Origin of the sequence: Magnetococcus sp. PR-3 (assembly GCF_036689865.1) — a bacterium.
GTDB lineage: Bacteria > Pseudomonadota > Magnetococcia > Magnetococcales > Magnetococcaceae > Magnetococcus.
On sequence record NZ_JBAHUQ010000001.1, the window covers coordinates 238,712 to 264,845 of the forward strand.

Below are 26,134 nucleotides of genomic sequence, written 5' to 3' on the forward strand. Positions count from 1 at the left end.
CTATGGAGAATCAGGCTGTTGCGCTGGAAAAAAAGCGATGGGGGGGGAACGTCAAGAAAGGTAACAGACCGTTTATTCCCCTCAACACGGGGAACGAAGGAGATCAATAAAAGAGGTTTTTCGTTCAATTTTTACCACGATATTGTCCATATCATCTCATTTTCCACGGTTGCAGCTTCCCCCCCCTATTTCGGCATAGAGGGATAAGGGGGGCACCCCGCTTTAAAGAAGGCAAGTAGAGATCAAGTTAAGGTATGTGCGCCTTCTACCCTTTAAATGCATTGCAAGCCCGACACTCCTCTTTAGGGTGTCAGCAGGGTTTTGGGGTTACTCAAAGCTTCAATGACCTCAAGCAGACGCTGTTTACGGATCGGTTTGGAGAGAAACAGCGTGCACCCAGCGGCTTTAGCATCCGCAACCGCATCGGCCATCGCATGCGCCGTTAATGCGATAATGGGGATGGTATCCACCCCAGCTTCACGCTCCCAAGTCCGGATTTGCCGGGTAGCCGCGTAGCCATCCATCACCGGCATTTGCACATCCATTAAAATCAGATCATACGCCCCTTGACGATAACAAGAGAGAGCCTCTTGCCCATCACGGGCAAAGGTAAGCTGGTGGGTGCTCTCTTTAAAATAGTGCTTTAACAGCAGTGCATTATCTTCAGCATCCTCAGCCACCAGTATCGAGAGCCCAGGGGTATTGGTGGGCTCTTTTGGCTCACGCACATGATCGCTCTTCGGTGCCTCAGGATCCTCTTGCCAATGGCCAAAAGGGGCTACCACACAAAAGGTACTACCATGACCCTGCTGGCTTTCAACCGTAATCGTGCCTTGCATAAGCTCCACCAGCTGACGGGTAATATGCAGCCCTAGCCCCATACCACCATACTGACGGGTTAAAGAGATATCAGACTGGCTAAACGCTTCAAAAATACGCTCTTTATCTGCGTCCCCTATACCAATACCGGTATCCTTAATCGTAAAGGATAGGCCCTGGGCATGGTTTTCAATCCGTAAATGCACCGCACCTTCATGGGTAAATTTAACCCCATTACCACAGAGGTTAACCAATATTTGTGTTAAACGGTGACGGTCACCAACCAACTGATTACCCACCGATGGGTCTGTCTCTATGTCAAACTCAATCCCTTTGGAGCGAGCACGTTCACCCACCACAGCTTGAACAACGGCCACCACATCAGCCAAACGAAAATTACCCGCTGAGAGAGTAAACTCCCCCTGCTCCATATCACAGACATCCAAGATGTCATTAAGCAGGGTTAACAGATCCTGACCAGCCCGATTTTGAGAGGCGACATACTCTTTTTGTTTGTCCGTCAACGGGGTAAGGTTCATGAGCTCGTTCATACCCATGATGGCATTCATCGGTGTACGAATTTCATGACTCACCATGGCCAAAAAGGCATTCTTGGCATGATTGGCCGCCTCAGCGCGCTCTTTTTGTAGACGCATCCGGGCTTCATTAATAGCCGTTAGATGAATGCTCAAACGTGCGGTAATAATGGGCGGGCTTACCGGTTTGGCAATATAATCCACAGCCCCCAATTCCAACCCAAAAGCCTCATCTTCCACCGTACTTTTAACGGTTAAAAAGATAACGGGAATCTCTTTGGTCTCTGGGTCGGATTTAAGACGGCGACAGACTTCATAGCCATCCATTTCTGGCATAATAATATCCAGTAAGATCAAATCCGGTTTGGGATCCGTCTTAGCCAGGGCAAGGGCACGCTCACCACTTTTGGCCACACAGAGCGCATGCTCTCCATTAAGGATCGTCACGATGTGATCAATGGTTGAACGCTCATCATCCACGACCAAAATCTTGGCTTTTTTGGACATCACCATATTCCCCATAATAGGCAACTGCATTGTGGGCCTGACCCCACTTTAATGAACACCCCAACTATACCAGCCATGCATCCAACTGTTCGGATGCTGCTTCAAACTCATAATCTTGCAATAGATTATCCAGTTGATCCAGTCTGTTTTTCATTTCACCCTGTGCAACCACGGTTTTTAAGGATGCAATGACCTCTACAGCATCAGGATCTCCGGCATGGATCAACTGTTGCAGCGCCCGTAGCTGTACCTGTAAAGCGGCATCATCTAAAATCTCTGTTTGTGCGCTGGCTTGCAGAGGGGGTTTAACCTCGCTTAACGGTTGAAGGCGGTTCATAACAGCCTCCATCTCTTCAATCAATAGGTTAAACACACGGGTTGCTGCAACATCACGCTTTTTCTCACCATGCAGTTCCAAGCGTTTGGCCAAGGCGTGCAGTTTCATGGCACCAATACCACCCGCCACCCCAGCCAGCGCATGGGATAGACGGGCCATCTGCACCCACTGTTTTTTGGCCACCAGCAAGCCCAACTGCTCAACATCCTTACCGTGGTCTGCCACAAAAGCGCCCATTAAACGGTTAAGTAAAGCACGGTTCCCCGCCCCTTGCGCCAACGCCCACTGAATGCAGATATGCTCATCACCAGCGGGAAGCGCAATCCCCTCCTGCTCTGTGGCATCGGTTGCACCTTGAATACCATACTGAAGGGTTGCCATCAGTGTAATACTCTCCACAGGTGCAATCACCCAATCATTCGCCCAACTTGGGCGCGATGCTCCGGCGCTATCTTCATGTTCGACAAGAATGGTAAAACAGTGGGGATATAAACTGAAAATATGCCGCACCTGGGGGCTCTCATAACCAGCTCGGTCCACCATAACCAGATCAGGCTGCCAACTGTTTAAGTCATACCGGGTTGCATATGCCTGTTCAACCTGAACCCCACTTTGCTGTAGAAGATCCTCAATAGGCTCCATGACCGCAACGTCTGAAACCGCCATTAACACCCGTTTACCGCTAAGGGCACTACGGCGGCTGGTATGGCCCGGAGGCAGAGAGGGTACAACACCGCCAAGATAACCCAACCAATGTGCCGCCTTTGCATAAAGCAACTCAGGATCAATGGGCTTGCCTAAATGGTCGTTCATACCACCATCCAAACATTTTTGCCGGTCCTCTTCTAACGCATGGGCCGTCATGGCAATAATGGGAATTTTTGACCAATTAGGGTTTTCACGAATAGCTCGGGTGGCACTAAAGCCATCCATAACAGGCATCTGAATATCCATAAAAATCAGATCCACCTGCTCTTGCGCCAACACCTCTAACGCATGTTGACCATGGTTGGCCGTAATCACCTGTAACTGAGCCAAGGCCAGCATCTCTTGGGCTAGGGCTTGATTGATGGCGTTGTCCTCGACCACCAACACACGGTGACCGGATAGATCAGGTGCGGCACGCTGCCAAGAAGCCTCTTCCACCATAGGAGCATCCGCTGAGTTCGGCATGAACAACCCGGTTAAAATGGTATCGTAGAGGGTCGAAGGGGTAATGGGTTTTTCCAAATATCCTTTAAACCCACAACCACGGGCCGCATCACGCGCCTCTTCATTACCATATGCTGTGACCATAATCATCACAGGCATGGCCTGAGTGTCAGGTTGCTGTAGATCCAAAATTTTTTGCCCAGCTTCAATGCCATCCATCTGCGGCATTTGCCAATCCATCAGCACCAAATCATAAGGTTTGTTCTGCGCCAGTGCATCGTGCGCCATCTGAACACCCGATATACCACTTTCTGCCAGATCTACGTCATAACCAAACGATGCCAACATGCTGTGTAAAACACGGCGGGATTCCGCATTATCATCAACCACCAATACCCTCAACCCAAGTGGCATAGGCTGTCGCTCTGGGGTATGGGTAATGTCTGTATGGCAAATGTGGCTATCCAAAGAGAAGTGGAAACGACACCCCTGCCCTTCCACACTCTCGACCGTCAGCTCCCCCCCCATCATCTGTACAAGGTTACGGCAAATGCTTAAGCCCAACCCCGTGCCGCCATAACGCCGGGTTATCGAATCATCCGCCTGCTGAAAAGGTGCAAAAAGCGACTCCATCTGAGCGTGATCCATACCTATGCCCGTGTCGCGCACTTCAAACGCCAGCGTAATATCATCACCACGCTTGGCGGCCAGTTCTACCGTGAGCACCACCTCGCCCTGTTCGGTGAATTTAATGGCATTATTGACCAAGTTGGTCAGCACCTGATTAAGCCTGAGAGGATCCCCCATAAGGGTACCTGGTACATCCGGCTCCAGGTTAACAATCAGCTCCAACCGTTTTTCCTGCGCTTTCAGCCCTTGCAGGCGCATCATACGGTTAATCACCTCTTCTAACTGAAAAGGGATCTCTTCTAAATTAAGCTTACCTGCCTCAATTTTGGAGATATCTAAAATATCATTAATAATGCCCAGCAAGGTATCAGCCGCAACTTGGATATTGCCCAAATAGTCCCGAAGCTGGGGCTCCACCGCAATACGCTGCGCCAAGTGGCACATACCGACAATGGCATTCATCGGCGTACGGATTTCATGGCTCATATTGGCCAAAAAGCTGCTTTTGGCCCGGTTGGCCCGGTCCGCACTCTCTTTGGCTCTCGCCAAGGTCTCCTGATCCCGCTTCATCTGGCTAATATCTTCCTTGATACCAAGATAGTGCGTAATCACCCCATCAGGGGATCGCACCGGTGATATCGACACACGCTCCCAAATCAACTCCCCATTTTTTGTCCGGTTCAGGAACTCCCCAGTCCACTCACCACCCGCCGTGATCTGAGCCCATAATTGGGTATACTCCTCCTCACTTGTATGACCAGATTTGATTAAACGGTTGGTTCGCCCCACAACTTCTGAGGCATCGTAGCCACTACTTTTACAAAACGTGGGGTTTACATACTCAATGCGACCATCCAAATCCGTAATGACCACAGAGACCGGAGTCTGCTCTACGGCACGATGAAGTTTAGAGAGCTCCTCTTCAACACGCTTACGCTCCTCAATCTCTCGACTTAAACGGCGGTTCCATACCATCACCAGCGCCAACACAATGCCAACAACCAGCAGAATGCTCCCCACCACCTTCCACAGATAAGCCCAATCCATGGTTGTTTCAGTTCTTGGCCGCAGCCAGCTTTGAATGATGGCGTGCTTCTCCGCCTCAGGAATGGATTGAATAATTTTATCCAAAATATGACGTAACTCAGGCCAATCCTCACGTACCCCAAAGGCCAGATCCAACTTAAAATCTGTAGGGGTCACAACATGCAGGTTCTCCAACGAGAAACGCTCCATAGCCATATGAATGGCTGGAATACTGTCCAGATGAGCAGCGACCTCGCCTCTGGACAGTGCCTGCATGGCCTCTCCACTTGACCCAAAGGCTCGCCACATAACCCAAGGATACTGTTTGGCCAGCATGGAGATATCCAACACCCCTTGCACAACGGATACGGTACGCCCCTTTAGATCGACAATCCCTTTCACTAAAGGCGCATCTCTATGCATCATCATCACCAGAGGAAACTGCAGATACGTGCGGGTACTCAACATTTGGGTGGTGTTCGCCTCCACCGGCGTCATGGCCGCGACCAGATCCAAACGCGCCCTTTGTCGCTGAAGATCAGAGGAATCTTTTAACGTAATGGTTTGCATCTCTGCTTTAAGATAGCGGTCCAACAGAGCGATGTAGTCCGATGCAATACCACGATGAAAGCCTGCCCGATCCCGATATTCATAGGGTGCACGGTTATTTTGCACACCTAAGCGGAGGGTAGGATGCGCTTGCAGCCACCGTTTTTCTTCTTCCGTCAGAACCAGTTCATTGGGGTTACCCACCTCCCCTTTAACCCAGCGTGCCGCCATAGCCCGTTTTTGTTCAACCGAGATTTGATCCAACCCTTTTTGCAAGATCACTTGCAGGGTTGGCCAATCCTTACGGACCCCAATGGTATTAATGGACCGGCTAATGGAAACCAGCGCCATCTCTTGCACATTGGTAATCAACTCCTGCTCTAAAAGATATTGCGCCACAGCCCGGTTACCCACATAGGCATCGGCCTCCCCTTTAGAGACGGCATAAAGCGCTTCTCGGGTATTAGGGCGCACCATAAGGTGTATGGAGGGAAAGTGTTTCATCAACATCCCCGCCACAAAGAAGCCTTTTTCCACAACCACAGTCTTGCCCTGTAAACTTTTAAGACCCGCTATATAGGGGCTCTCTTTATGGGCAAAAATGGCGTGAGGGACACTGAGATAGGGTGAGGTAAAATGAAAATAAGGGGCTCTAGCCTCTGTGGGGGTAATCCCCATAACAGCATCAAGCTTTTTGTTTTTCACACCATGATAGATGGTTGACCAATCCCCAGGGTGCAGATGTAAGACGCCCCCCCCCAACATGGCATCCAAGGTTTTAACCGTATCTGCCCCAATCCCTTGGGGTTGCCCCTTCTCATCGGTAAAGTCCATAGGAGGCCATGCCTCCATAATACCAATTTTGATCTTGGGGTTCGCTTTCAACCACGCCTGCTCTTGCGCCGTGAGTTTAAGCGGGGAGATCGACTCTTTGGCTCGTTTTTCTGTCAGTGCGTTTTGGATCGGTAGCCAACGGTTAAAAATGGCCACCTGTTCGGCCTGGGTGATGGTGGCCAAACCTTTATTAAGAATCCCCACCAATAAGGGCCAATCTTTACGAACCCCAAAGCGCTGGCCATTGAGCTTCATCTCATAAGCCGCGGCCACCTTTAGATTACTTAAACCGATTTGACGGATCACATGGTCGTTTACCCCGACCACCCCCACATAGGCATCGGCCTGACCAACAGAGACCGCCCGCAAACCATCGGCCGCAGTATCGACCATAAAGGGTAGAATATCGGGGTAAGCATTGAGCACTTTATTAGAACTAGAATATGCTTTGACCAAAGCAATGCGCTTACCCACCATATCTTCCGCAGAGGTAATGGAAACCTCATCATTACGGGTCATAATGACCAACGGTGTGGGTAGATAAATAGGGGTAAAATTCAGAAAACTCTCACGTTCAACGGTGTGGGATGCCGTTGCGATTACATCAATGGTGTGGTCTTTGGATCCTTGTACAATCTCTGGCCAGCTTAAATCAGGTACAGCTTGAAAGGTAAGCCCCGTGCGCTCTGAGACGATGGATAAAATATCTAAGGCAATCCCCTTAAAACCCTCACCATCTTTAAAGCTGTATGGGGCATAACCACCATCGACACCAACACGTACAACGGAGTGTTGGGCCATCCAAGCCTGTTCTTCCTCACTTAATGTCACGGGGGAGGCCATGGCGGAGGAGACACAAACAAGCACCCATAAACTTAAAATGGCACGAACAAACATCTCACCCCCTTAAAAGTGCTTCGACAACCTATCGCCCACCAAGCAGGTTTTAGGGCCGTGAAAACAGCTTTCGGTTATTTTTTCCCTCCAACACCCTCCTCTACTTCACCATGTTTATGCCTACTTTCCAACATTTGATCACAATAAAAACAACCCCGCACACATTGACCATTGGTTTTTCCCCTGGCAAAAACCCGCGTTCACGACACTATGTTTATACAGTTTTTATATGTATTTAAAGACAAGCATAACACAAAATTCTACTAACAACCCTTTTGTACATTTTCATGTGTGTTGTTAAGCATACTTACCTTTTTTACTATTCTTTTGCATAGCAAAATCAATTTTACTTAAAAAACAGCCAACTCTGACCCATTAAAAGAAGCCACTTATATAACCATTTACGAATAATCGAAACGATAAATAGGCTGCATTCATCATAAGCTTACCTATCACTCAAATATATATACGTTAAATTTGGTCAATACTTGAATTTTGGTTTTATTAAATTTTTTAATAACATTGCAGATAGTGTTGTTTTTGGTATCATAACCCCATCTTTTATACAGTTAATCGTATACCGGTGTGAATAGCGGGTATTTCGTATAAAGGGCTATTGTCCAATATACTTCCGATTAACCGAATAACCGCCTCATCTATGTCGATTGCGAGGTTACAGACCATGGCAGGCCAGTTGGATGCACTCCTGAACGGAACCAATGCTGTCTATATTTCCGAGCTCTATGCCCGTTACCTGGAAAACCCCAACTCGGTGGATGCCGCCTGGGCGGGGACCTTTGCTGAGTTAACCGAAGAGGATACCCCGGAGATCTTTAAAGAGATCCGTGGCGCCAGCTGGTCCAAGCTGGAATCTGGCGTGGTTGGTAAGGCCCTGGATCGGGAGCCTGAAACCGCCACCCCCAGCCATGATCGCTTTGTGCAAGGCATCACCCAAATTGCAGGTGGGGACCCCGCACAAATTCGACGGGCTACCTTGGACTCTATCCGTGCCTTAATGATGATCCGCACCTTCCGTGTGCGTGGCCACCTTATTGCCGACTTTGATCCACTGGGCCTTGAAGCACGGGAGCATCATCCAGAGCTTGATCCGGTCAACTACGGCTTTGCCGAAGAAGATATGGATCGCCCGATCTTTATCGACTATGTCTTGGGGTTGGAGACGGCCTCTTTAAGACAGATCCTGCGTCTGCTCAAAGAGACCTACTGCGGCACCATTGGTGTGGAGTTTATGCACATCCAGGAGCCCGATGAAAAATCCTGGGTGCAGCGTCGAATTGAGTCAATCCGTAACCGTACACACTTCACTATTAAAGGTAAGCGCACCATCCTGGAGCGTTTAACCCAATCTGAAGGCTTTGAGACTTTTTTACAGTTAAAATACACCGGCACCAAGCGGTTCGGCTTAGATGGTGGTGAGGCTCTGGTTCCGGCCATTGAGCAAATACTGAAACGTGGGAGTCAGCTGGGCGTTAAAGAGGTTGTGATCGGCATGGCCCACCGGGGTCGTTTGAACATCCTGGCCAACGTCATGCGCAAGCCCTACTCCGCCATTATGCATGAGTTCCAAGGGGGGTCGAACAACCCGGAAGATGTGCAAGGCTCTGGGGATGTCCGCTATCACTTAGGTGCCTCGGCTGATCGGGTTTTTGATGATAAAGAGGTCCACCTCTCTTTGACAGCCAACCCCTCCCACCTGGAACTGGTTAACCCTGTGGTTCTAGGTAAGGTCCGCTCCAAACAGGTTCAGCGTGGTGATACGGCTCAGCGCCAGGTCATGGGTATGCTCATGCATGGTGATGCAGCCTTTGCTGGCCAAGGCTTGGTCCCTGAATCTCTGGCCCTATCCGGGCTAAAAGGTTACCAAACAGGGGGGACTATCCACCTGATTGTTAACAACCAGATTGGGTTTACCACCAACCCCCGAAACTCCCGCTCCTCCCCCTACCCTTCCGATGTGGCCAAGATGATCCAGGCGCCCATCTTTCATGTGAACGGGGATGATCCTGAAGCGGTTGTTCATGCGGCACGTATCGCCATTGAATACCGCCAGGAGTTTGGTAAAGATGTGGTGATCGATATGTGGTGCTACCGTCGCCACGGACACAATGAGGGGGATGAACCCTCATTCACCCAGCCCATTATGTACCGCACCATCGCCAAGCACCCCACCACCCGTGAGGTCTATGCCCGTAAGCTGGAAAAAGAAGGGGTCTTAAAAGAGGGCGAAGGTAAAGAGATTGTGAAGGACTTCCACAACGAACTTGAAGTGGATTTCCAGGAGGCGCAGTATTTTCTTCCCACCACCGCCGATTGGCTGGATGGAATGTGGAAGGGTGTCTCCAACCAGCGTGGTGAAGAGGAGATGCACCAGCATAAAACCTGTGTGCCCGAAAGCACGCTACGCGAGGTTGGCAAGACCCTATATACGCCACCTTTAGAGTTTGCGGTTCATCGCAAAATTTTGCGTCAGCTACGCAATAAAGAAAAAATGTTTGAAACCGGGCAAGGTTTTGACTGGTCCACCGGTGAAGCTCTAGCCTTTGGCACCTTACTGGTGGAGGGGATTCCCGTTCGCCTGTCAGGTCAAGATTGCGGACGTGGCACCTTCTCCCAACGCCACTCGGTACTCATTGATCAAAATGATGAGTCCCGCTATGTGCCATTAAACCGTATTCGCTCTCTACAGGCAGACTATGAGGTCATTGATAGCCCACTGGCTGAAGCTTCGGTCCTAGGGTTTGAGTATGGCTATGCCTCGGCAGATCCCCATGCGCTGGTGCTGTGGGAAGCGCAGTTTGGTGACTTTGTTAACGGCGCACAGATGATTATTGACCAGTTCATCAGTTCTGGTGAATCCAAGTGGCTGCGTTTAAACGGTATGGTCATGTTGCTCCCCCATGGTTTTGAGGGACAAGGTCCTGAGCACTCCTCAGCACGTCCTGAGCGCTTTTTGCAGCTATGCGCAGAAGACAACATGCAGGTGTGTAACCTGACGACGCCAGCCAACTACTTCCATGCGCTACGTCGCCAAAACCACCGTAACTTCCGCAAACCATTGGTGATCTTCACGCCAAAGTCTCTGCTACGCCATAAGCTGGCGGTCTCTAAAGTTGATGACTTTGTCAGTGGCTCTGCCTTCCAACGTGCCATACCTGAAATGGATGAGTTGGTTGATGGTGAAGAGGTCAAACGGGTTGTGCTCTGTACCGGCAAGGTCTACTACGATCTTCTACAGGCGCGCCGTGATCAGAAGATCGATGATGTGGCCATTGTCCGGGTTGAGCAGCTCTACCCCTGGCCACGCAACGCCATTATGCAAGAGATGAAAAAGTACCCCAATGCAGAACTGGTCTGGTGTCAGGAAGAGCCCGCCAACATGGGGTACTGGACGTTCCTTTACCAACGTCTGATCCACCTGATGGAAGATCTGGACACCAAGCAGCGCCTGCCCATCTATGCCGGTCGTCCGGCATCAGCCTCTCCTGCGACAGGCCAGTCCAGCAAGCATGTATTGGAGCAGGAAAAGTTGGTCAACGAAGCTCTTTCCGTACCCTTGAAAGAGATCCCACAGCCGTTCCGCCGCAGAGAGACGGCTATGGTTGAGAAATAAGCTGGTTCACATGTTTGAACTTGTAACTGATAACTGAAACGAAGCGTTTTACCCATAGAAATCGAGGCTGATCATGGCAACGGAAATCAAGGTGCCCACACTTGGTGAATCAGTAACCGAAGCCACCGTAGTACAGTGGCTTAAACAGGTCGGCGAGAGTGTCGCAGTCGACGAGCCCCTGGTGGAGTTGGAGACTGATAAAGTCACAGTGGAGATGCCCTCTCCTACTGCTGGCGTAGTGACCCAAATTCTCGCTGATGTGGATGCCGATGTGGAAGTTGGTGCCGTACTCTGTTTGGTCGATGCCGACGCCACAGCCGGAGCCCCTGCACCAGCGGCTGCCGAACCTGCACCTGCCGCAGAACCAGCGGCTGCACCCGCCGCTGCACCGGCCCCAGCCGCTGCGCCAGCACCAGCACCCGCAGCAGCTGCACCTGCTGGTGCTCCCGCGCTTTCACCAGCTGTACGTAAGCTGCTGGCCGAGAATGGATTGGATGCCACCCAGGTACCAGCCACAGGGAGTGGGGGGCGTTTGACCAAGGGTGATGTGGTGGCCTTTATTGAGAAACAGGGCACGGCAGCACCAGCACCTGCTCCAGCACCTGCTCCAAAAGCTGCGGCGCCAGCACCTAAAGCTGCCGCACCGGCGGCCAAACCTGCTGTTGCACCCGCAGCACAAATGCCACCCGCTGTTGAAGGACCACGTGAAGAGCGGGTTAAAATGTCCCGCTTGCGTCAGCGCATTGCACAACGCCTTAAAGAAGCTCAAAACACGGCAGCCATGCTCACCACCTTTAATGAGGTGGACATGACGGCGGTTATGGAGCTACGCAAGCAGTACAAAGAGGTTTTTGAAAAACGCAACAGTGCCCGCCTTGGTTTCATGTCTTTCTTCGTGAAGGCTGCGATCTCAGGCTTGCAAGAGTTCCCTGCGGTCAATGCAGAAATTCAGGGCAATGAGCTGGTCTTTAAAAACTACTATGACATTGGCGTTGCCGTTGGCTCCCCCCAAGGACTGGTTGTTCCTGTTCTTCGAGATGCGGACACCATGTCCGTGGCAGGGATTGAATCCTCCATCTCCGACATGGGCAAGCGCGCCCGCGATGGCCAGCTCTCCATGGAAGAGATGACCGGCGGCACCTTTACCATTACCAATGGTGGTATTTTTGGCTCCTTGCTCTCCACACCGATCCTGAACACCCCTCAGTCGGCCATTTTGGGGATGCATAAGATCCAACAGCGCCCCATGGTTATGCCGGATGGTTCCATCCAAGCACGTCCCATGATGTATCTGGCGCTCTCCTACGATCATCGCATTATTGATGGTAAAGAGGCGGTCAGCTTCCTGGTTCGCATTAAGGATTGCATTGAGGATCCCTCACGCATTCTGCTCAACGCCTAATGTAGCACCGACCTTTCAGGTCATCTAACAAGGGGTTTTCACCAAGATTCCCCGACCCACTGGCCCTGGGAACCCGTACACAACCTGGGCCAGTGGACTTTTAATCCATGCACACCCCAAACGTGATTAAACGTGGTTAGGGTGATTCCGCAACAAGCGGATTGATATGAGGACGGAACATGTCTGATACCTTTGATCTTGTTGTAGTCGGTGGTGGTCCTGGTGGTTATGTTGCTGCCATTCGTGCGGCTCAACTGGGCCTAAAAACAGCCTGTGTCGAAAAACGCACCACTCTGGGGGGGACTTGCCTAAATGTTGGCTGCATTCCCTCCAAGGCACTACTGCAATCTTCTCATCATCTGGAAGTAGCCCAACATGAGATGGCCGACCATGGGGTTGAGGTCAAAGGGGTCAAGGCAAACCTGGCCGCTATGATGAACCGTAAGGATGAGGTGGTTAAAGGGCTGACAGGTGGTATCGCTTTTCTATTTAAAAAGAATAAGGTTACGCACCTAATCGGCAGTGGAACCATTGTGGATTCCGAGACGGTTAAGGTCACCGATGCCGACGGTAAAGACCAAGAGATCAAGACTGAGAATATTTTGATCGCCACAGGATCGGACGTTGCGACCTTACCTGGTTTGGAGATTGATGAAAAACAGATCATCTCCTCCACTGGTGCGCTCGCTTTGGCCAAAGTGCCAAAAAAGATGATCGTTATCGGTGCGGGTGTTATTGGTCTTGAACTTGGTTCTGTTTGGCGCCGCCTGGGTAGTGAAGTGACGGTTGTGGAGTTCTTGGATGGTATCTTGCCCGGTATGGATGGTGAAATCCGTAAAACCGCCCAGCGCACACTGACCAAACAGGGCATGAAATTTAAGCTGGGCACCAAAGTAACCGGCGCCAAAACCCTGAAAAAGGGCGTAAAGCTGACCATGGAGCCGGTTAAAGGTGGGGATGAAGAGGTTTTGGAAGCCGATGTCGTCTTGGTGGCGGTTGGTCGTAAACCTTATACCGAAGGTTTGGGGCTGGAGAACGTTGGGGTAGAGACGGATGCACGTGGTTTCATCCCTGTGGATCATGATCTGCAAACTTCCTGCGCGGGTGTCTTTGCCATTGGTGATGTTATTGGTGGTGCCATGCTGGCCCACAAGGCCGAAGAAGAGGGCGTTGCCGTTGCCGAATCTCTAGCAGGTCAGGTCGCCCATGTGAACTATGATGCCATACCTGGTGTGGTCTACACCCACCCAGAGATTGCCAGTGTTGGTAAAACGGAAGAAGCACTGAAAGAGGCTGGCATTAAATATAAGGCTGGCAAGTTCCCCTTCATGGCCAACTCCCGTGCCCGCGCCATTGGGGATGCCGATGGCTTTGTTAAAATTCTTGCCGATGCTCAGACCGATGCCGTGTTGGGCTGTCATATCATGGGCCCAAGTGCCGGTGACCTTATTGCTGAAGTGGTCCTGGCCATGGAGTGTGATGTCAGTGCAGAAGATATTGCACGTACCTGCCACTCCCACCCAGCATTGGGTGAAGCAGTAAAAGAGGCGGCTCTGGCTGTGGATAAGCGCGCCATCCACGCTTAAAAAGCACGATTAAGCAGATGACCCTGGCTTGACCAGGGCCATCTGTACTAGGTTGGCAGGGGGACGACTGCGTCCCCCTGCAGGTTCCCCTGCCAACCGTTAGAAATATAAGAGATTGATTAAAGGGTCGCCATGAGCCAGACACCCCATCTCAAGGGGGTAACCGCCCCCCGCCCACGCCCTGCCCCAACCCTGCAATCCGACGCACTGCGTGCTAATTTGCAACAGACTGCGGTTGGACCGGTCACCATACATGCAGACCATACCATTCTTTTATCGATTGTTGAGCGCTATGCGGGCATTCATCAGCCCCTGGAACAGTTACTTAAAGAGCTGAACCACCCCTATCGCAACTGGCGCCTTCTATTACCGGAATGGCGGGGGTTTGTTTTAAAAAACCTCGCCCGCTATATCAACCATGAGCAGGCAGCGACCACCGTTCCACTTATGGGTGAGCTGTTCTTCCAGGCCCTGGCCGATAGCAACACAGACCGGGAAATAGTCGCAGCCCTTAGCGCCATTTCAGCAGTGATGGATAAACTGGCACAAAGCATAACCCCAAAAACAGCGCCAGCCTTATCCCCCTATCTTAATCAACTTTTTTTAGCCCTCTACAACCTGCCTGATCGCTCGTTCCAACTACTGGCTCAGACACATAACCCGCTAAAACGACCCATCAAACAATTGATAAACCGGGGGCTGACGATACTACCCGCTGAACAGTGGCAGGCATCGGCTCTACTGTTGGAGCGGCTGCTCACCCAGAACTATGCGTTTTGGTTAACCCAGGAAGATCCCAGCCGTTTTGCCGAACAGCATGGCCCCGATCTGTTTAAGGCCATTAGCCATCCCACCCTGAAGAGCTATCAGGAACAGTTGGATCACATACGGGCAGAGCATGACCCAAAAGGGCCACAGGCTTTGGCCTTTTTACAATCGGCCATCTCTCTACCTGACGCCCATGATATGGTTCGCTTGTATGGTGAAGCAGGTAACCGGCTGAGCCAGGCCCTAAAAACAGAGGGGGATGAGACCCTTGAGCGGGCCAATGAGACACGCCGCCTTCAGTTTCTTTTTCGGATTTTGGAGAATGATGGGCTTACCCTACTCCATGAAAAAACCTTGCGGGAAGTCAACCAGGGACTGGTTAAGTTGGTGGGAATGGCACGTGGTCATGACGAGACCGAAGCCTTTTTTATTCGCACCTTCAACTCCCTCAACCACAATGTGGTGCACTATCCCCGCACCGCCCTACAGTGCATTGAAGCTTTAGGTAGTGAGGTCATTGAACAAGCCAAACCCAGACTGGTTGAGGTCTTTCTTTCACAAGCCGTACAGTTTGGTTTTCAATATAGCCGGGTTGAAGGGGTAGATGCGGATTGGAAGACCATCTCCAACCCTGCACACCTTTATAACATTCGGGCGTGGTTGGCGTTAATTAGCCAACACCCCAAATGGTGCTCAACCCTACTCTCTGCCTTAATCATCAACATTAAGCTAACCGGTACACTTATCCGTGATACGGATTTATTCCAAAAAGACATAACCAAATTACTGAACAGTGACATTGCCCCTGTCTATAACTTGGTTAAACAGTTTGCTCGGCTTTTACCGGTCTATTACAACGACATTGGTGCAGAAGGTGAACTTAGGGATGTCTCAACCCAGCTGGATGAGATTCATCACCGCCAAGATAAGCTGATCCATTTTTTGCGCAAACAGTGCCATGTGGAGAGCACCAACCTTATTGTTCATTTAACCGCAGGGATCATCACGTTTTGGCAGAGCAAAGCGCGCGCCCATATTGATCCACACTTGTCAGAGCCGGTCCGTATGGCGTTGCAGTGTGAGGGACTGTTTATTGAGGATGTTCATCAGGTCTTCAAGCATGTGTTCACCCAGCTTGATATTGACACCCCTCAGCCTCTGTTAAGCATCCCCATGGAGCAGATCACCCCCTTGGTGCAGGATATGGAAGGGGTGGAGGCCAGTGAAAAAGAGCGTGCTCTACTGCTGGTGCGTCTCTATCAACTGGTGGATCAAAAGTACAATCCAGGTTTTCAAGGGGCATTGGAACCCTTGGAGCGCATGGAAAAACGAGGACTGGGCGAAGTTACCCCTCTGTTAGCGACAATTCGTCAGGGCAAACAACCAGACCTACCTATGCTGCTGGATGCCATGGAGGCCCTGAAAGGTTTAATCCTCACGGATGAAATCTTCACCGCCCACGAAGAGGTTTTTCAAAAGCGTCACATCGCGGTGGGCATTCCTTCAGTCTATGGCCGTTACAGTGAACCAAAATTTGATGCCCTGGCCCTGACCTTCCGCCTGGAGAGCCAAGCAACATCCTTATTAGAAGGGTTGGCGGAGCATATTCCAGACGGTTTTGTCACCCGCGCCACCATTATTCAAATTATCCAGGACCTCTCCCTCTTCCAACGTGCCTTAAGATTAGATGGCATTAAATCCCGCAAACTACGCAATGATCTTTTGATTATTCGTTATTTTGTGGAGATGAATCAGTTTTCCTACCATCAATATCTGGACCTTTTCCGCTCTCTGTCTCAAGTGGTGCGGGAGATCATCTACACCTACTACACCTCACACCACAGAGATAATATGGGGTTGATCGTCCCCAACATGCCGACGGAGGCGATGCAGGTTAAATATGCCGCCCTTATTGAAGATGGGGATACCACAGGCAACTTGGAGCGGGTGAATGAGTCCTACATGCGGGACCTGATTGCCGAGACCTTCAGCTTACAAGCCCTGGATACCTACCTGGGACGTATCTTGAAGATGCTCCATCTACAGAAAGCCCGGCTACCTGAAGATCAGGCCCAGCAGATCCTTACTTTTGATCCAGGCAAGCTGTTCTGTCGCATTCATGACCCCAACATGGAGATTCTGCACCCCATCCATTTGGGAAATAAAGGCTACAACCTTGCCCGTTTGGTGGTTAATGAAGCACCGGTCCCCCCTGGGACCATTATTGGTACAGAGTTCTACCGCTGTTATGCCTTAATTCGCCACTACAAGCCGGCCTGGACCGACTTTATGGCCCGCCTGCGTGAAGAGATGGCTGAAATTGAAAACCAAACCGGTTTGATTTTTGGCAACCCACAACGCCCCCTGCTGGTCTCCGTGCGTTCCGGGGCACTTATCTCCATGCCCGGCATGATGCACACCATCCATAATGTGGGTATTAATGAAACCATTGTGGAGGGGCTGTGTGCCCAATCAGGCAACCCCTTCTTTGCTTGGGATAACTACCGCCGCTTCATTCAATCGTGGTGTATGGCCTACGATGTAGAACGGGGTGTCTTCAGCGATATTATGCGGGGTTTTAAACAGAAGTATGGGGTCAAAAAAAAGGGACAGTTCAATGCGGAGCAAATGCGTGCGTTAGCCCTAGCCTACCGCGAAGCTGCACGGGGCTTGGCCGTTAACCTGCCCGATGATCCCTGGGAGCAGTTGATCGCCGCCGTGGAGCGGGTATTGGACTCCTGGGATGGTGACAAAGCCCACCAGTACCGCGCCCTCATGGATCTCTCCGATGAGTGGGGCACCGCCGTCGTCATTCAAAACATGGTGTACGGCAATCTGCTACAGAGCATGATCACCGAAGAGAGTGGTGGTGAAGCCTGCCCCCGTGTACTCTCCGGTACAGGTGTACTCTTTACGGCGCACCCTTACCGTAAGCTCACCCAAGTTATGCTGTGGGGAGACTACACCCCTGGCAACCAAGGGGAGGATATTGTTGGTGGTTTGGTCTCTACCTCCCCAATCAGTGAAGAGCAATGTTACAGCGACAACCGAGATCCCAGTCAAACGTTGGAACTGCGCTTTCCTGAAATTTATAAGGCTTTACTCGAATATGCACGACATCTGATTTACGAGCGTGATTGGAACCATCAGGAGATAGAATTTACCTTTGACGGCCCAATGCGCGACAATCTACAGATTCTGCAAACCCGTAATATGATCACCCGCGAAAGTGTGCATTCAGTGGTCAGTGGCTTTAAACTGGATGGCCCTTTAAGTGAACATCTGGCGGGACAAGGCATTGGCGTACATGGTGGCGCACTCTGTGGCTTGGCTGTTTTTAATCTCGAACAGATTGAAAGTATGCGCGCAGAAAACCCGGATACCCCTTTGATTCTCATCCGTTATGATACGGTTAGTGATGATATCAAAGAGATCAGCCAAACCGAGGGACTGTTAACCGCCAGAGGTGGCCAGACCTCCCATGCTGCGATTGTCGCGGCCTCACTGAAAAAAACCTGTGTGGTGGGGTGTGAGTCTATGCGGGTATGGGAGCTACAAGGGTATTGTAAGCTTGATGGGGTGACCATTGAGCTTGGAGATCAAATTGCCATTGATGGCCATAACGGCCATGTGTTAACCGGTTGGCATGAGATCGAACGAAAACTCTATTAATTTAACCTGGGGTCGATGTTGTACAGAGACCCAGATCAGCAACCGTTGAAGACGGATGGGGAGCATCATGAAACTTGGCATCAACGGCATGGGCCGTATTGGTAAATTGACCCTGTGGCAGCACATTGCCAACCAAACCTTTGATGAGATCGTCGTCAACGTGGGCCGTGATGTAGGTAAAGGGCTGGAAGATCTGGCAGAGGTTATCCGCAAGGATAGTACCTATGGAAGCTTTGCCGCCTATCTCTACGGTTTTCGTGGTGGGGAGCCCATCACCCATATCGATAATGACGCAGGGGTCATGACCATTAACGGCACCCCCGTCACTTTTTTACGGGCCGCCCGTAACCCCAAGGATATTCCCTGGGGGGACTATGGCGTACGCTTGGTGGTGGATTGCACCGGTGCTTTTACCGACCCGACCGTTCCGGCAGATGCCCCCCGTGGTTCCCTGCGTGGTCACTTGGAAGGTGGGGCTGAAAAGGTTCTTCTCTCTGCACCCTTTAAGATCAAGAACAAAGAACTATCTATGCCGGAAGATGCCATCACCTGTGTCATGGGCATCAACAATGAGCAGTATGACCCCGCCCAACACCGGGTTATCTCTGCAGCCTCCTGCACCACCACCTGTTTGTCCTATATGATGAAGCCGATGATTGAGCATTTCGGCATCAACCGTATTCTCTCGGCCTCCATGGTTACCATCCACGCGGCTACCTCGAGTCAGATGGTGTTGGATGCCGTGCCAAAAGCAGGTGCTACTGACCTGCGTAAAAACCGTGCGGTTATGAACAATATTATCTTAACCACAACCGGCGCTGCCAAAGCGCTGGGTCAGGTTATTCCTGAGGTCTCCGAAATTGGCTTCATGGCTGAATCTGTGCGTATTCCCACCAACAGTGGCTCCTTGGTTATTCTGACGTTAAACCTACAATCAGAAGCCGAAGGTGAGCCCATTAACCGTGATGTCGTCAACGGTATTTATCGTGATGCCATGAACGGTGCGTATAACGATCACCTGGTCTATACAGAGACTCAAAATGTCTCCAGCGATATCATTGGCTTCCCTAAAGCAGCAACCGTTATTGAAGCCCGTGAGACCCATACCCGTACCGCCTACTCTCATGTGGATCTGACCCGTGTCCCTGGCTTGCCAGAGTCCATTAAATCCCAGTTAGAGGTCACCCGCCTGGATGTTCCGGTCACCCAAGCTGTGGTCTATGGCTGGTACGATAATGAGTTTGGTAGCTATACCAATATGCTGGGCAACCTCACAGACTTTGTTGGTGAACAGATCATCTAATGATTCATCTCTGTGTACAGGGGGCAGGCTTATCTGCCCCCTGTTTTGCCCGCCCCCCCCTTAATTTATACGCCGCCCTCTCTTCGCATGTAGATAATCTTCACCATGCACAGCCGCTTACCGTTCACGGATCCGCACACTTCCAGTGATCATGATCGGTAACCTGATTTAAAAGAGTGGGTCTGGTTTTCCTTTGCCTGGATAGATGCCTGTTGATCTCGATACAAAAAGGTCACCTGATGGCTGGCATGCAACGACAACCACTTAAAAACCGTTAAACAAACCATGGGGACAGAGCCCCTCCTCTCTACAGGCAAACCCGAGTATGCTTTGACGTGATACAGAGAAAACAGCTGTACAGTGTTGAACTCTGCTTAAGCACCAAGGCTTTAGAGCCCGCCAACCCTTTGATCCCACACAACCGTCAACAGGGTTTATCGCTTGGTCCTGGCCTGTTGATTAAAAGATGCGTGCATGCGAGTTGATCGTGATCACACCTTCTTAAGGGGGTATGGCATCTCCGTGCACTCAAAACCAAAGCCCCTTGCACGTTTGAAGCTTGTTTTTAATGGAACAGATCCCGTGAAATCTCGTCCAATGTCTATAAAACCAGCCAATCATTAAAGCCATCCTCATAACAACTTAAGGATGGATTTCAATATCAATAACCTTAATAATTCATAGACTAAACACGCCTTCATACCTTTAATAGTAGCGCATAGATGCTCCAACAGAGTCTCAGAAGAGGAGACCCTGACCACAGAGCATCTATGGCACACCCATTTCATGATCATCTCATCAAATCACATTGTTGCTAAGGGATGAAGCGGGCATACTAAGGGTCTGTAATCAATCTAACTCAGTGGATATATTCCATGCAGGAAAATGGACGCTGGAACAACCGCATCTTCCCAAGTGACCCACCTCCCCGTATGGGCAGACGTCACAAACATCATGCTTTTCTCACGACGGTTGTCGTGACACTCTTCATCAGTCTGGCTGTCGGCCTTTGGGGTTATATCCAAGCTGAGCAGATGGAAATTATTAAACTAAAGCACCCTATGCCAGGCATTGACCGCCCGGTACGTCTCATTGTGCTCTCAGACTGGCACTTGGGCATTCACCCTATCTCAGTCAGCAAAGCACAGGAGATTGTTAAAGAGGTCATTTTTCAAAAACCTGACATTGTTCTCATGCTTGGGGACTATGTGGATGCTTTGGTACCCAACGGGGTGAGCATTGATCAGGTCAGGTTGGCTTTTGAAGGGTTAAAAGCCCCTGGTGGTGTATTTGCTGTATTTGGAAATCATGACAACTGGTTTGGACTACCCCAACTACGCACACTGTTTGACGAACTCAATTTTCATCTTCTTGAAAACCGTAGCGAACGCGTTGAACTACCGGGTGCGACCTTAATGGTTGCTGGGGTTGAAGATGATACAACAGGGCAACCCGATGTCAAACGGGCGTTAAACCGGGTTTCCACCCTTGCCCCAACCCTACTACTGTCCCACGATCCTGTTGTGTTTGAGGAGATCAACCCTCGCCCGAACCTTCTAACACTGGCTGGGCATACCCATGGCGGACAGATCGCCCTACCCCTTATTGGCCCTTTAACCAATATGAGTCGTGCAAACAATGACTGGTCTTATGGTTGGGTAAAGAGAGGGGACAGTTCTCTCTACATCACCTCCGGTTTAGGCACCTCTATTTTTCCCATTCGTCTTGGCACCCACTCTGAGATGGTTGTTCTTACCCTAACACCGGCCCCTTAACCGAGGTCGATATCCGCTCGATTGGAACCCGCTCGGGCATGAGTACACCCACCAGTTGGCAGTGCCCCATGCCTGCAGCAATAGAGAGTTGCAGTGCCAGTTCAATACGCTCACCAGATTTATGCACACCATGAACAATCATTCGGTTACCTTCCAAGCCAGTCATGCCCATTTTCTCCACCAAACTTAGAACCTGTGATAACTGCTGCCAACTTTTAGTAACCAAAATTTTCTCTAAATTTTTACCCACCAACTCATGTTCCTGATACCCCAATAGCGCATAACCACCACGCCCCCAAAAACGGACCAGACCATATTGATCCAGACCAAACATAGTCATTCCCATTTGAGCATGGCTCTCCTCCATTAAATCAAGCCGCTCTTTTTTCTGTTGCCGCTCAATACTGCTAAGACGCATCTGACGAGGTAACCAGGAACGGATTAAAATCACAATAATCACCACACCGGTCACAATATTAAGCAGTTTAGGAAGGATGATGAGCTGAGGTTGCCCCAACGTTTCATAAATAGCTTGGGAGAAGTACCCAAATTTGGCATTAAAATAAAACCCAAAATAGAGGCTCTCTACCAGGGAACGAAAAGCATCCAGAGCCAACACGGTTAATAGCAGAACCACCGACCTTCCTAACAACTCCCTCTGACTAAGGTGTTGCATATAGATCACCAGAATCGTGATCCAAAGCGCGACCAGGATCCAATAAGAGAACGGGGTAAAATAGGTGAAAAATGTGTTCATAACCAACTCCTACAACCTAAAGCTGAAGCCTGCTTGGTCCAAAAACACTCAACTTCCACGAGGGACCACTAAGCACACGCATCGGGCAAACCGCTTTGATAGGTCTCAATCACTTCAATAAGCTTGGCTTTGCGTATGGGCTTGGTTAAATGCAGATCACAACCAGCAGCTTGGCTACGTTCAACATCCTGTTGATAAGCATGAGCTGTGAGCGCCAGAATTGGGGTGCGTGGATGGTTACCTTCAGACTCCCAACTACGCATTTGGCGGGTGGCTTCGTAGCCATCCATAACCGGCATTTGTAGATCCATAAAGACCAGATCAAAGGGTTGCTTTTGGAAAACACGCACCCCTTCTTCCCCATTACTGGCGACACTTAGATCAAAAGCGAACCTCTTGATATAAGCTTTAAAGATCATGACATTATCTTCACAATCTTCTACCAGCAAAATACGACACCTATGGGGTAAGGTTGCCTGACCTGGCCTGCCCAATACAGCTTGATGAAGTGTCTCTACCCCTTGCTCTTGGGGAACAATTAAGGGGAGTTGAACATGGAACTGGCTCCCCTGCCCCGGTTCAGAGGTAACCCAGATATGCCCCTCCATTAATTGTACTAACCGCTGGCAGATACCTAACCCCAGGCCAGCCCCGCCATATCGACGGGTGTAGGATCCATCTCCTTGGCTAAAGAGCTCAAAAATAGCCGCCTGTTTGGCTTTATCAATCCCAATCCCTGTATCATTGACCGTTAATGTCCAATGCGTATCCCCAGAACGGGACAGCGTTAGATCGACCTGACCATGGTCGGTAAACTTAATGGCATTCCCCACCAAGTTGACCAAAACCTGTCTCAGACGGCGGGCATCCATCACCATTTGGCCAGGGAGTGCGGCATCCAGTGTGATATGAAAAGCCAACCCTTTACTCTCGGCCCTGAACACCACCAATCGCCTGACATCTTCCACCAAAGCCGTAAGGTCGTGGGCCTGTTTTTGTAGCTTAAGCTGCCCTTTTTCTACCGAAGATATGTCTAAAAGATCATCGATCAAGCTCAACAGCGCACTACCGGCATTATCAAAACTCTTCGCGACCTGACGTTGATGGTGACTCAGCTCAACCTCTTCAAGCAGATCGCCCATACCCAATAAAATATTCAGTGGGGTACGTATTTCATGGCTAATGGTTGCCAAAAATTCCGTTTTAGCTAAGTTGGCGGCTTCCGCTTCATCACGCATCTGGGCCAATTCAGCGGTAAATGCTTTACGTTTGGTAATATCATTAAAGGTAATGACCAATCCACGGCTTTGCCCATGGTCCAACATAGGGTTGGCACGAACTTCAACAGGTATGGCACAGCCATCATTTCGATGAAACAGCACCTCCTCTAGATGCACAACCTGCTGATTTGAGAGCGCCTGACACACGGAACACTCTTGTTTTTGGGTGACCAGCACGCCCTGGGCATTTACATGCAATGTGTGGTGGAGATCTTTTCCGATCAACTCCAGCGGCTGGGCATATCCCAGGAGTGAAGCGGCCGTTGGGTTACTGAAAATACAGATCCCATTAAGATCCATACCCAAAACCCCTTCACCAGAAGCATTGAGTAACATCCGCACCTGAGACTCCCGCTCCCGTAGTGCAGCCTCCCGCTGAATAATGGTTTCTAGCAAGCTGTTATACGCCTCAGCCAACTGATTGAGCTCATCTTTATTTTGGCTAAACCCTTCCACTTTATTAAAATGTCCCCGTTTAAAGGCATCAACCGAATCGATCAACCGTTCAACAGGTGCTGAGACAGTGCGTCCTAAAAAATAGATCCCTAAGGGAATGGAGAGCACGCCACTAATGAGAAGCACGACAATGGCAGACTCCCAATAAGCTACAATCTGATCATCCAAACTATTCAGTGGAATACCCGCCATCACCACCAGCTCGCCAGGTGAGAGCAGAGGCACCCGAAGCGCCCCTAGTTGGAACTGCTGACTCTCTGCCTTCCAAAACTCAACAACCTGCTCCTCTTTTTTTTGCTTGAGCGCTAACACAGGAAAAGAGGCTTGTTGGTTTAATAGCTGAGATAAAATAGAGGGGTTGCTTTGCTGCATCAAACCAGGGGCATGAAGAAAAAAGCGCTGATGGGGTGCCCGCAACCACTGTTTATGACTCTTCTCATTCATAAACCGAAAAGTCTGTATCCGCCCCAATGGTCGATCTGGCTGCCCCCCTGTAAACTGACGCACAATAGCCGCTTGAGCACTAAAACCTAGACGACCCTGTACAACAGCCAGTCCCTGCTTAGCTTGTATGGGGTTCATTAAATCATGCAAATTATTAAAGGACGGGGGCAGGCGTCCCTTTTGCCATACCCCAAGATGACCTATACGAACATTGTAAAAAGGCTGACCTTTTTTAAAGGATTGAAAACCGGCCACCCCATCACCCATGGCGAGGTAAAAGGCGACAATCTGCCCTTTTTCATTTCGCAACAGCTGAATATCCACACCTGTCGTTTCAGCATGTTCCTCTAATTGCTTAATAAGGTTTTGTTTCTCCACATCAAAGATAATATCTTGATAACTATGAGGGTCCTGATAAACCTGAATAAGATTAAGAGAAGCCACCAGATTGGTTTGAGCTGCCAAAGTTTGAGTGGTACTGAAGAGTTGATGGAGTTGATGTTGGAGATCCTGACGCATGCTGTTCAGGCTCTCTTGCATATGAACCAATGCACGGCTGCGTTCACCACTCGCGATCAACATAAAAGCAAACGAGCCGGCTAAAAACAGCGCGAGAGAGATAGAACCAAGCCAGAGCAGGATTAGTTTGGTACGCAAGCGCAAAGGGCTGGGTGTAAACAAACCAAGCTTTTTCTTATCAAACGCCATCGTGGCTTCCTTAAGAGCGATATCTGCCCTTTAAAAGATTGGCTTAACCTGTTCGACGTTCTCACGGGTGATCATGGTGGAGTCAACAACGACCTCCTTGGGTACCGTTTTTCCTTGTAAGATCTGCGCAGCAAAGTGCGCCCCCTGAACCCCAAAGGTTGGGTAGGTAAAGCTGGCATCCATCTCGCCTTGGCGTATGGCATCTCGGGCTTCACGGATGTAGTCAATACCTGTAATGGGAATGGTCTTGGGGTCGATACCTGCTGTTTTTAACGCCATGCGCGCCCCCGTTGCCATACTGTCTGATTGGGCATAAATCGCGTCAAACTTAATGCCCTCAGCCAAAGCAGCCTCTACCGCTTTAATAGCTTTACCGCGCATAGAGTCGGCACGTTTAATGGCCGCGACCTCCAAACCTGGATGGTTAGCAAGCTCTTTGAGGAACCCTTCGGTACGTAGCATACCGGGTGTGGAGGTTGGAATATGCTGCAGAACAAGAATGCGCCCCTGACCCTTTAACCGAGAGGCTAAACGGCGGGCTGCCATCGCAGCAATGGCACGGTTATCTGCATGGAGAAAAGTGGTGAAGTGATCATGGTTGGTACGTCGGCTAAGCAGGACAACAGGAATACCACGCTGGTAGGCCATGGCAATAACCGGCGAGACCAAATTCATATCCCGAGGGCTGGTGATTAATAGATCAACCCCCTGCGCGATATAGTTTTCAATATCCATAACTTGCCGGGCGGTTTGCCCTTGAGCATTGGAAAAAAGAAAGTCAATCCATGGATACTGAGATAAGGTTTGCTCGACATCTCGAACCTGGGCCACACGCCAATCATTGGCCATGGTATCCTGGGCAAAAGCGACCACTTTTCTGCCAGGATCACCTTGTACTGGCCTAACCACCCCTGGCCCCATAAAGAACAGCAACAGCAAGACCAGAACCATAAGCCAAAGAGATGAAGGAGAATGACGGTGGAGATGGAACATAACACACCTTCCCATGGTTGAAAGATGGCAACAGCCCACGCATGAGCTACAAATTGTGTGTAGACATGCCCC

At 50.2% G+C, this 26,134-nt stretch carries 11 protein-coding genes; 6 read left to right on the forward strand and 5 right to left on the reverse strand.

The genetic code is table 11. From position 1 onward, the window contains the following. Positions 1-302: 302 nt before the first annotated feature. Positions 303-1,892, reverse strand: coding sequence for a response regulator (locus V5T57_RS00985; RefSeq protein WP_332889280.1), 1,590 nt, complete (start codon positions 1,890-1,892; stop codon positions 303-305). Positions 1,893-1,926: 34 nt separating this feature from the next. Continuing rightward, positions 1,927-7,287 carry a transporter substrate-binding domain-containing protein gene (locus tag V5T57_RS00990; RefSeq protein WP_332889281.1) on the reverse strand — a complete coding sequence of 1,787 codons (5,361 nt, stop codon included), beginning with the start codon at positions 7,285-7,287 and terminating at the stop codon, positions 1,927-1,929. Positions 7,288-7,969: 682 nt separating this feature from the next. Between V5T57_RS00990 and V5T57_RS00995 the strand changes: the two genes are divergently transcribed. From V5T57_RS00995 to V5T57_RS01020, 6 genes are all read left to right on the forward strand, one after another. Beyond that, positions 7,970-10,918 carry a 2-oxoglutarate dehydrogenase E1 component gene (locus V5T57_RS00995; protein WP_332889282.1) on the forward strand — a complete coding sequence of 983 codons (2,949 nt, stop codon included), beginning with the start codon at positions 7,970-7,972 and terminating at the stop codon, positions 10,916-10,918. Between the two features lie 73 nt (positions 10,919-10,991). Further along, positions 10,992-12,320, forward strand: a complete 1,329-nt coding sequence (gene odhB, locus V5T57_RS01000; protein WP_332889283.1) for a 2-oxoglutarate dehydrogenase complex dihydrolipoyllysine-residue succinyltransferase — start codon at positions 10,992-10,994, stop codon at positions 12,318-12,320. 179 nt (positions 12,321-12,499) lie between these two features. Then, the gene (gene lpdA / locus V5T57_RS01005) at positions 12,500-13,906 is read left to right on the forward strand and encodes a dihydrolipoyl dehydrogenase (protein ID WP_332889284.1); all 1,407 of its coding nucleotides are present in this window, start codon (positions 12,500-12,502) and stop codon (positions 13,904-13,906) included. Between the two features lie 132 nt (positions 13,907-14,038). Beyond that, positions 14,039-18,346: a PEP/pyruvate-binding domain-containing protein gene (locus V5T57_RS01010; RefSeq protein WP_332889285.1), complete on the forward strand. Its 4,308-nt coding sequence runs from the start codon at positions 14,039-14,041 to the stop codon at positions 18,344-18,346. Between the two features lie 67 nt (positions 18,347-18,413). After that, positions 18,414-19,649 carry a type I glyceraldehyde-3-phosphate dehydrogenase gene (gene gap, locus V5T57_RS01015; protein ID WP_332889286.1) on the forward strand — a complete coding sequence of 412 codons (1,236 nt, stop codon included), beginning with the start codon at positions 18,414-18,416 and terminating at the stop codon, positions 19,647-19,649. Positions 19,650-20,524: 875 nt separating this feature from the next. After that, on the forward strand, positions 20,525-21,424 hold the full coding sequence (locus tag V5T57_RS01020) for a metallophosphoesterase (RefSeq protein ID WP_332889287.1): 900 nt from the start codon (positions 20,525-20,527) through the stop codon (positions 21,422-21,424). Here V5T57_RS01020 and V5T57_RS01025 read toward each other — a convergent pair. The 3 genes from V5T57_RS01025 to V5T57_RS01035 form a co-directional block, all read right to left on the reverse strand. Continuing rightward, a complete protein-coding gene (locus V5T57_RS01025; RefSeq protein WP_332889288.1) occupies positions 21,402-22,181 on the reverse strand; it encodes a PAS domain S-box protein in 780 nt (259 codons plus the stop codon). The genes V5T57_RS01020 and V5T57_RS01025 overlap by 23 nt on opposite strands. Positions 22,182-22,249: 68 nt before the next feature. Beyond that, the gene (locus V5T57_RS01030) at positions 22,250-25,069 is read right to left on the reverse strand and encodes a hybrid sensor histidine kinase/response regulator (RefSeq protein WP_332889289.1); all 2,820 of its coding nucleotides are present in this window, start codon (positions 25,067-25,069) and stop codon (positions 22,250-22,252) included. 30 nt (positions 25,070-25,099) lie between these two features. Next, positions 25,100-26,062: a substrate-binding domain-containing protein gene (locus tag V5T57_RS01035; RefSeq protein ID WP_332889290.1), complete on the reverse strand. Its 963-nt coding sequence runs from the start codon at positions 26,060-26,062 to the stop codon at positions 25,100-25,102. Positions 26,063-26,134: the final 72 nt, after the last annotated feature.

Excerpts from the sequence above, each read along its gene's own strand:
- V5T57_RS00985 (WP_332889280.1), bottom strand. The coding sequence starts at position 1,892 with ATGCAGTTGCCTATTATGGGGAATATGGTGATGTCCAAAAAAGCCAAG.
- V5T57_RS00990 (WP_332889281.1), bottom strand. The coding sequence starts at position 7,287 with ATGTTTGTTCGTGCCATTTTAAGTTTATGGGTGCTTGTTTGTGTCTCC.
- V5T57_RS00995 (WP_332889282.1), top strand. The coding sequence starts at position 7,970 with ATGGCAGGCCAGTTGGATGCACTCCTGAACGGAACCAATGCTGTCTAT.
- odhB (WP_332889283.1), top strand. The coding sequence starts at position 10,992 with ATGGCAACGGAAATCAAGGTGCCCACACTTGGTGAATCAGTAACCGAA.
- lpdA (WP_332889284.1), top strand. The coding sequence starts at position 12,500 with ATGTCTGATACCTTTGATCTTGTTGTAGTCGGTGGTGGTCCTGGTGGT.
- V5T57_RS01010 (WP_332889285.1), top strand. The coding sequence starts at position 14,039 with ATGAGCCAGACACCCCATCTCAAGGGGGTAACCGCCCCCCGCCCACGC.
- gap (WP_332889286.1), top strand. The coding sequence starts at position 18,414 with ATGAAACTTGGCATCAACGGCATGGGCCGTATTGGTAAATTGACCCTG.
- V5T57_RS01020 (WP_332889287.1), top strand. The coding sequence starts at position 20,525 with ATGCAGGAAAATGGACGCTGGAACAACCGCATCTTCCCAAGTGACCCA.
- V5T57_RS01025 (WP_332889288.1), bottom strand. The coding sequence starts at position 22,181 with ATGAACACATTTTTCACCTATTTTACCCCGTTCTCTTATTGGATCCTG.
- V5T57_RS01030 (WP_332889289.1), bottom strand. The coding sequence starts at position 25,069 with ATGGCGTTTGATAAGAAAAAGCTTGGTTTGTTTACACCCAGCCCTTTG.
- V5T57_RS01035 (WP_332889290.1), bottom strand. The coding sequence starts at position 26,062 with ATGTTCCATCTCCACCGTCATTCTCCTTCATCTCTTTGGCTTATGGTT.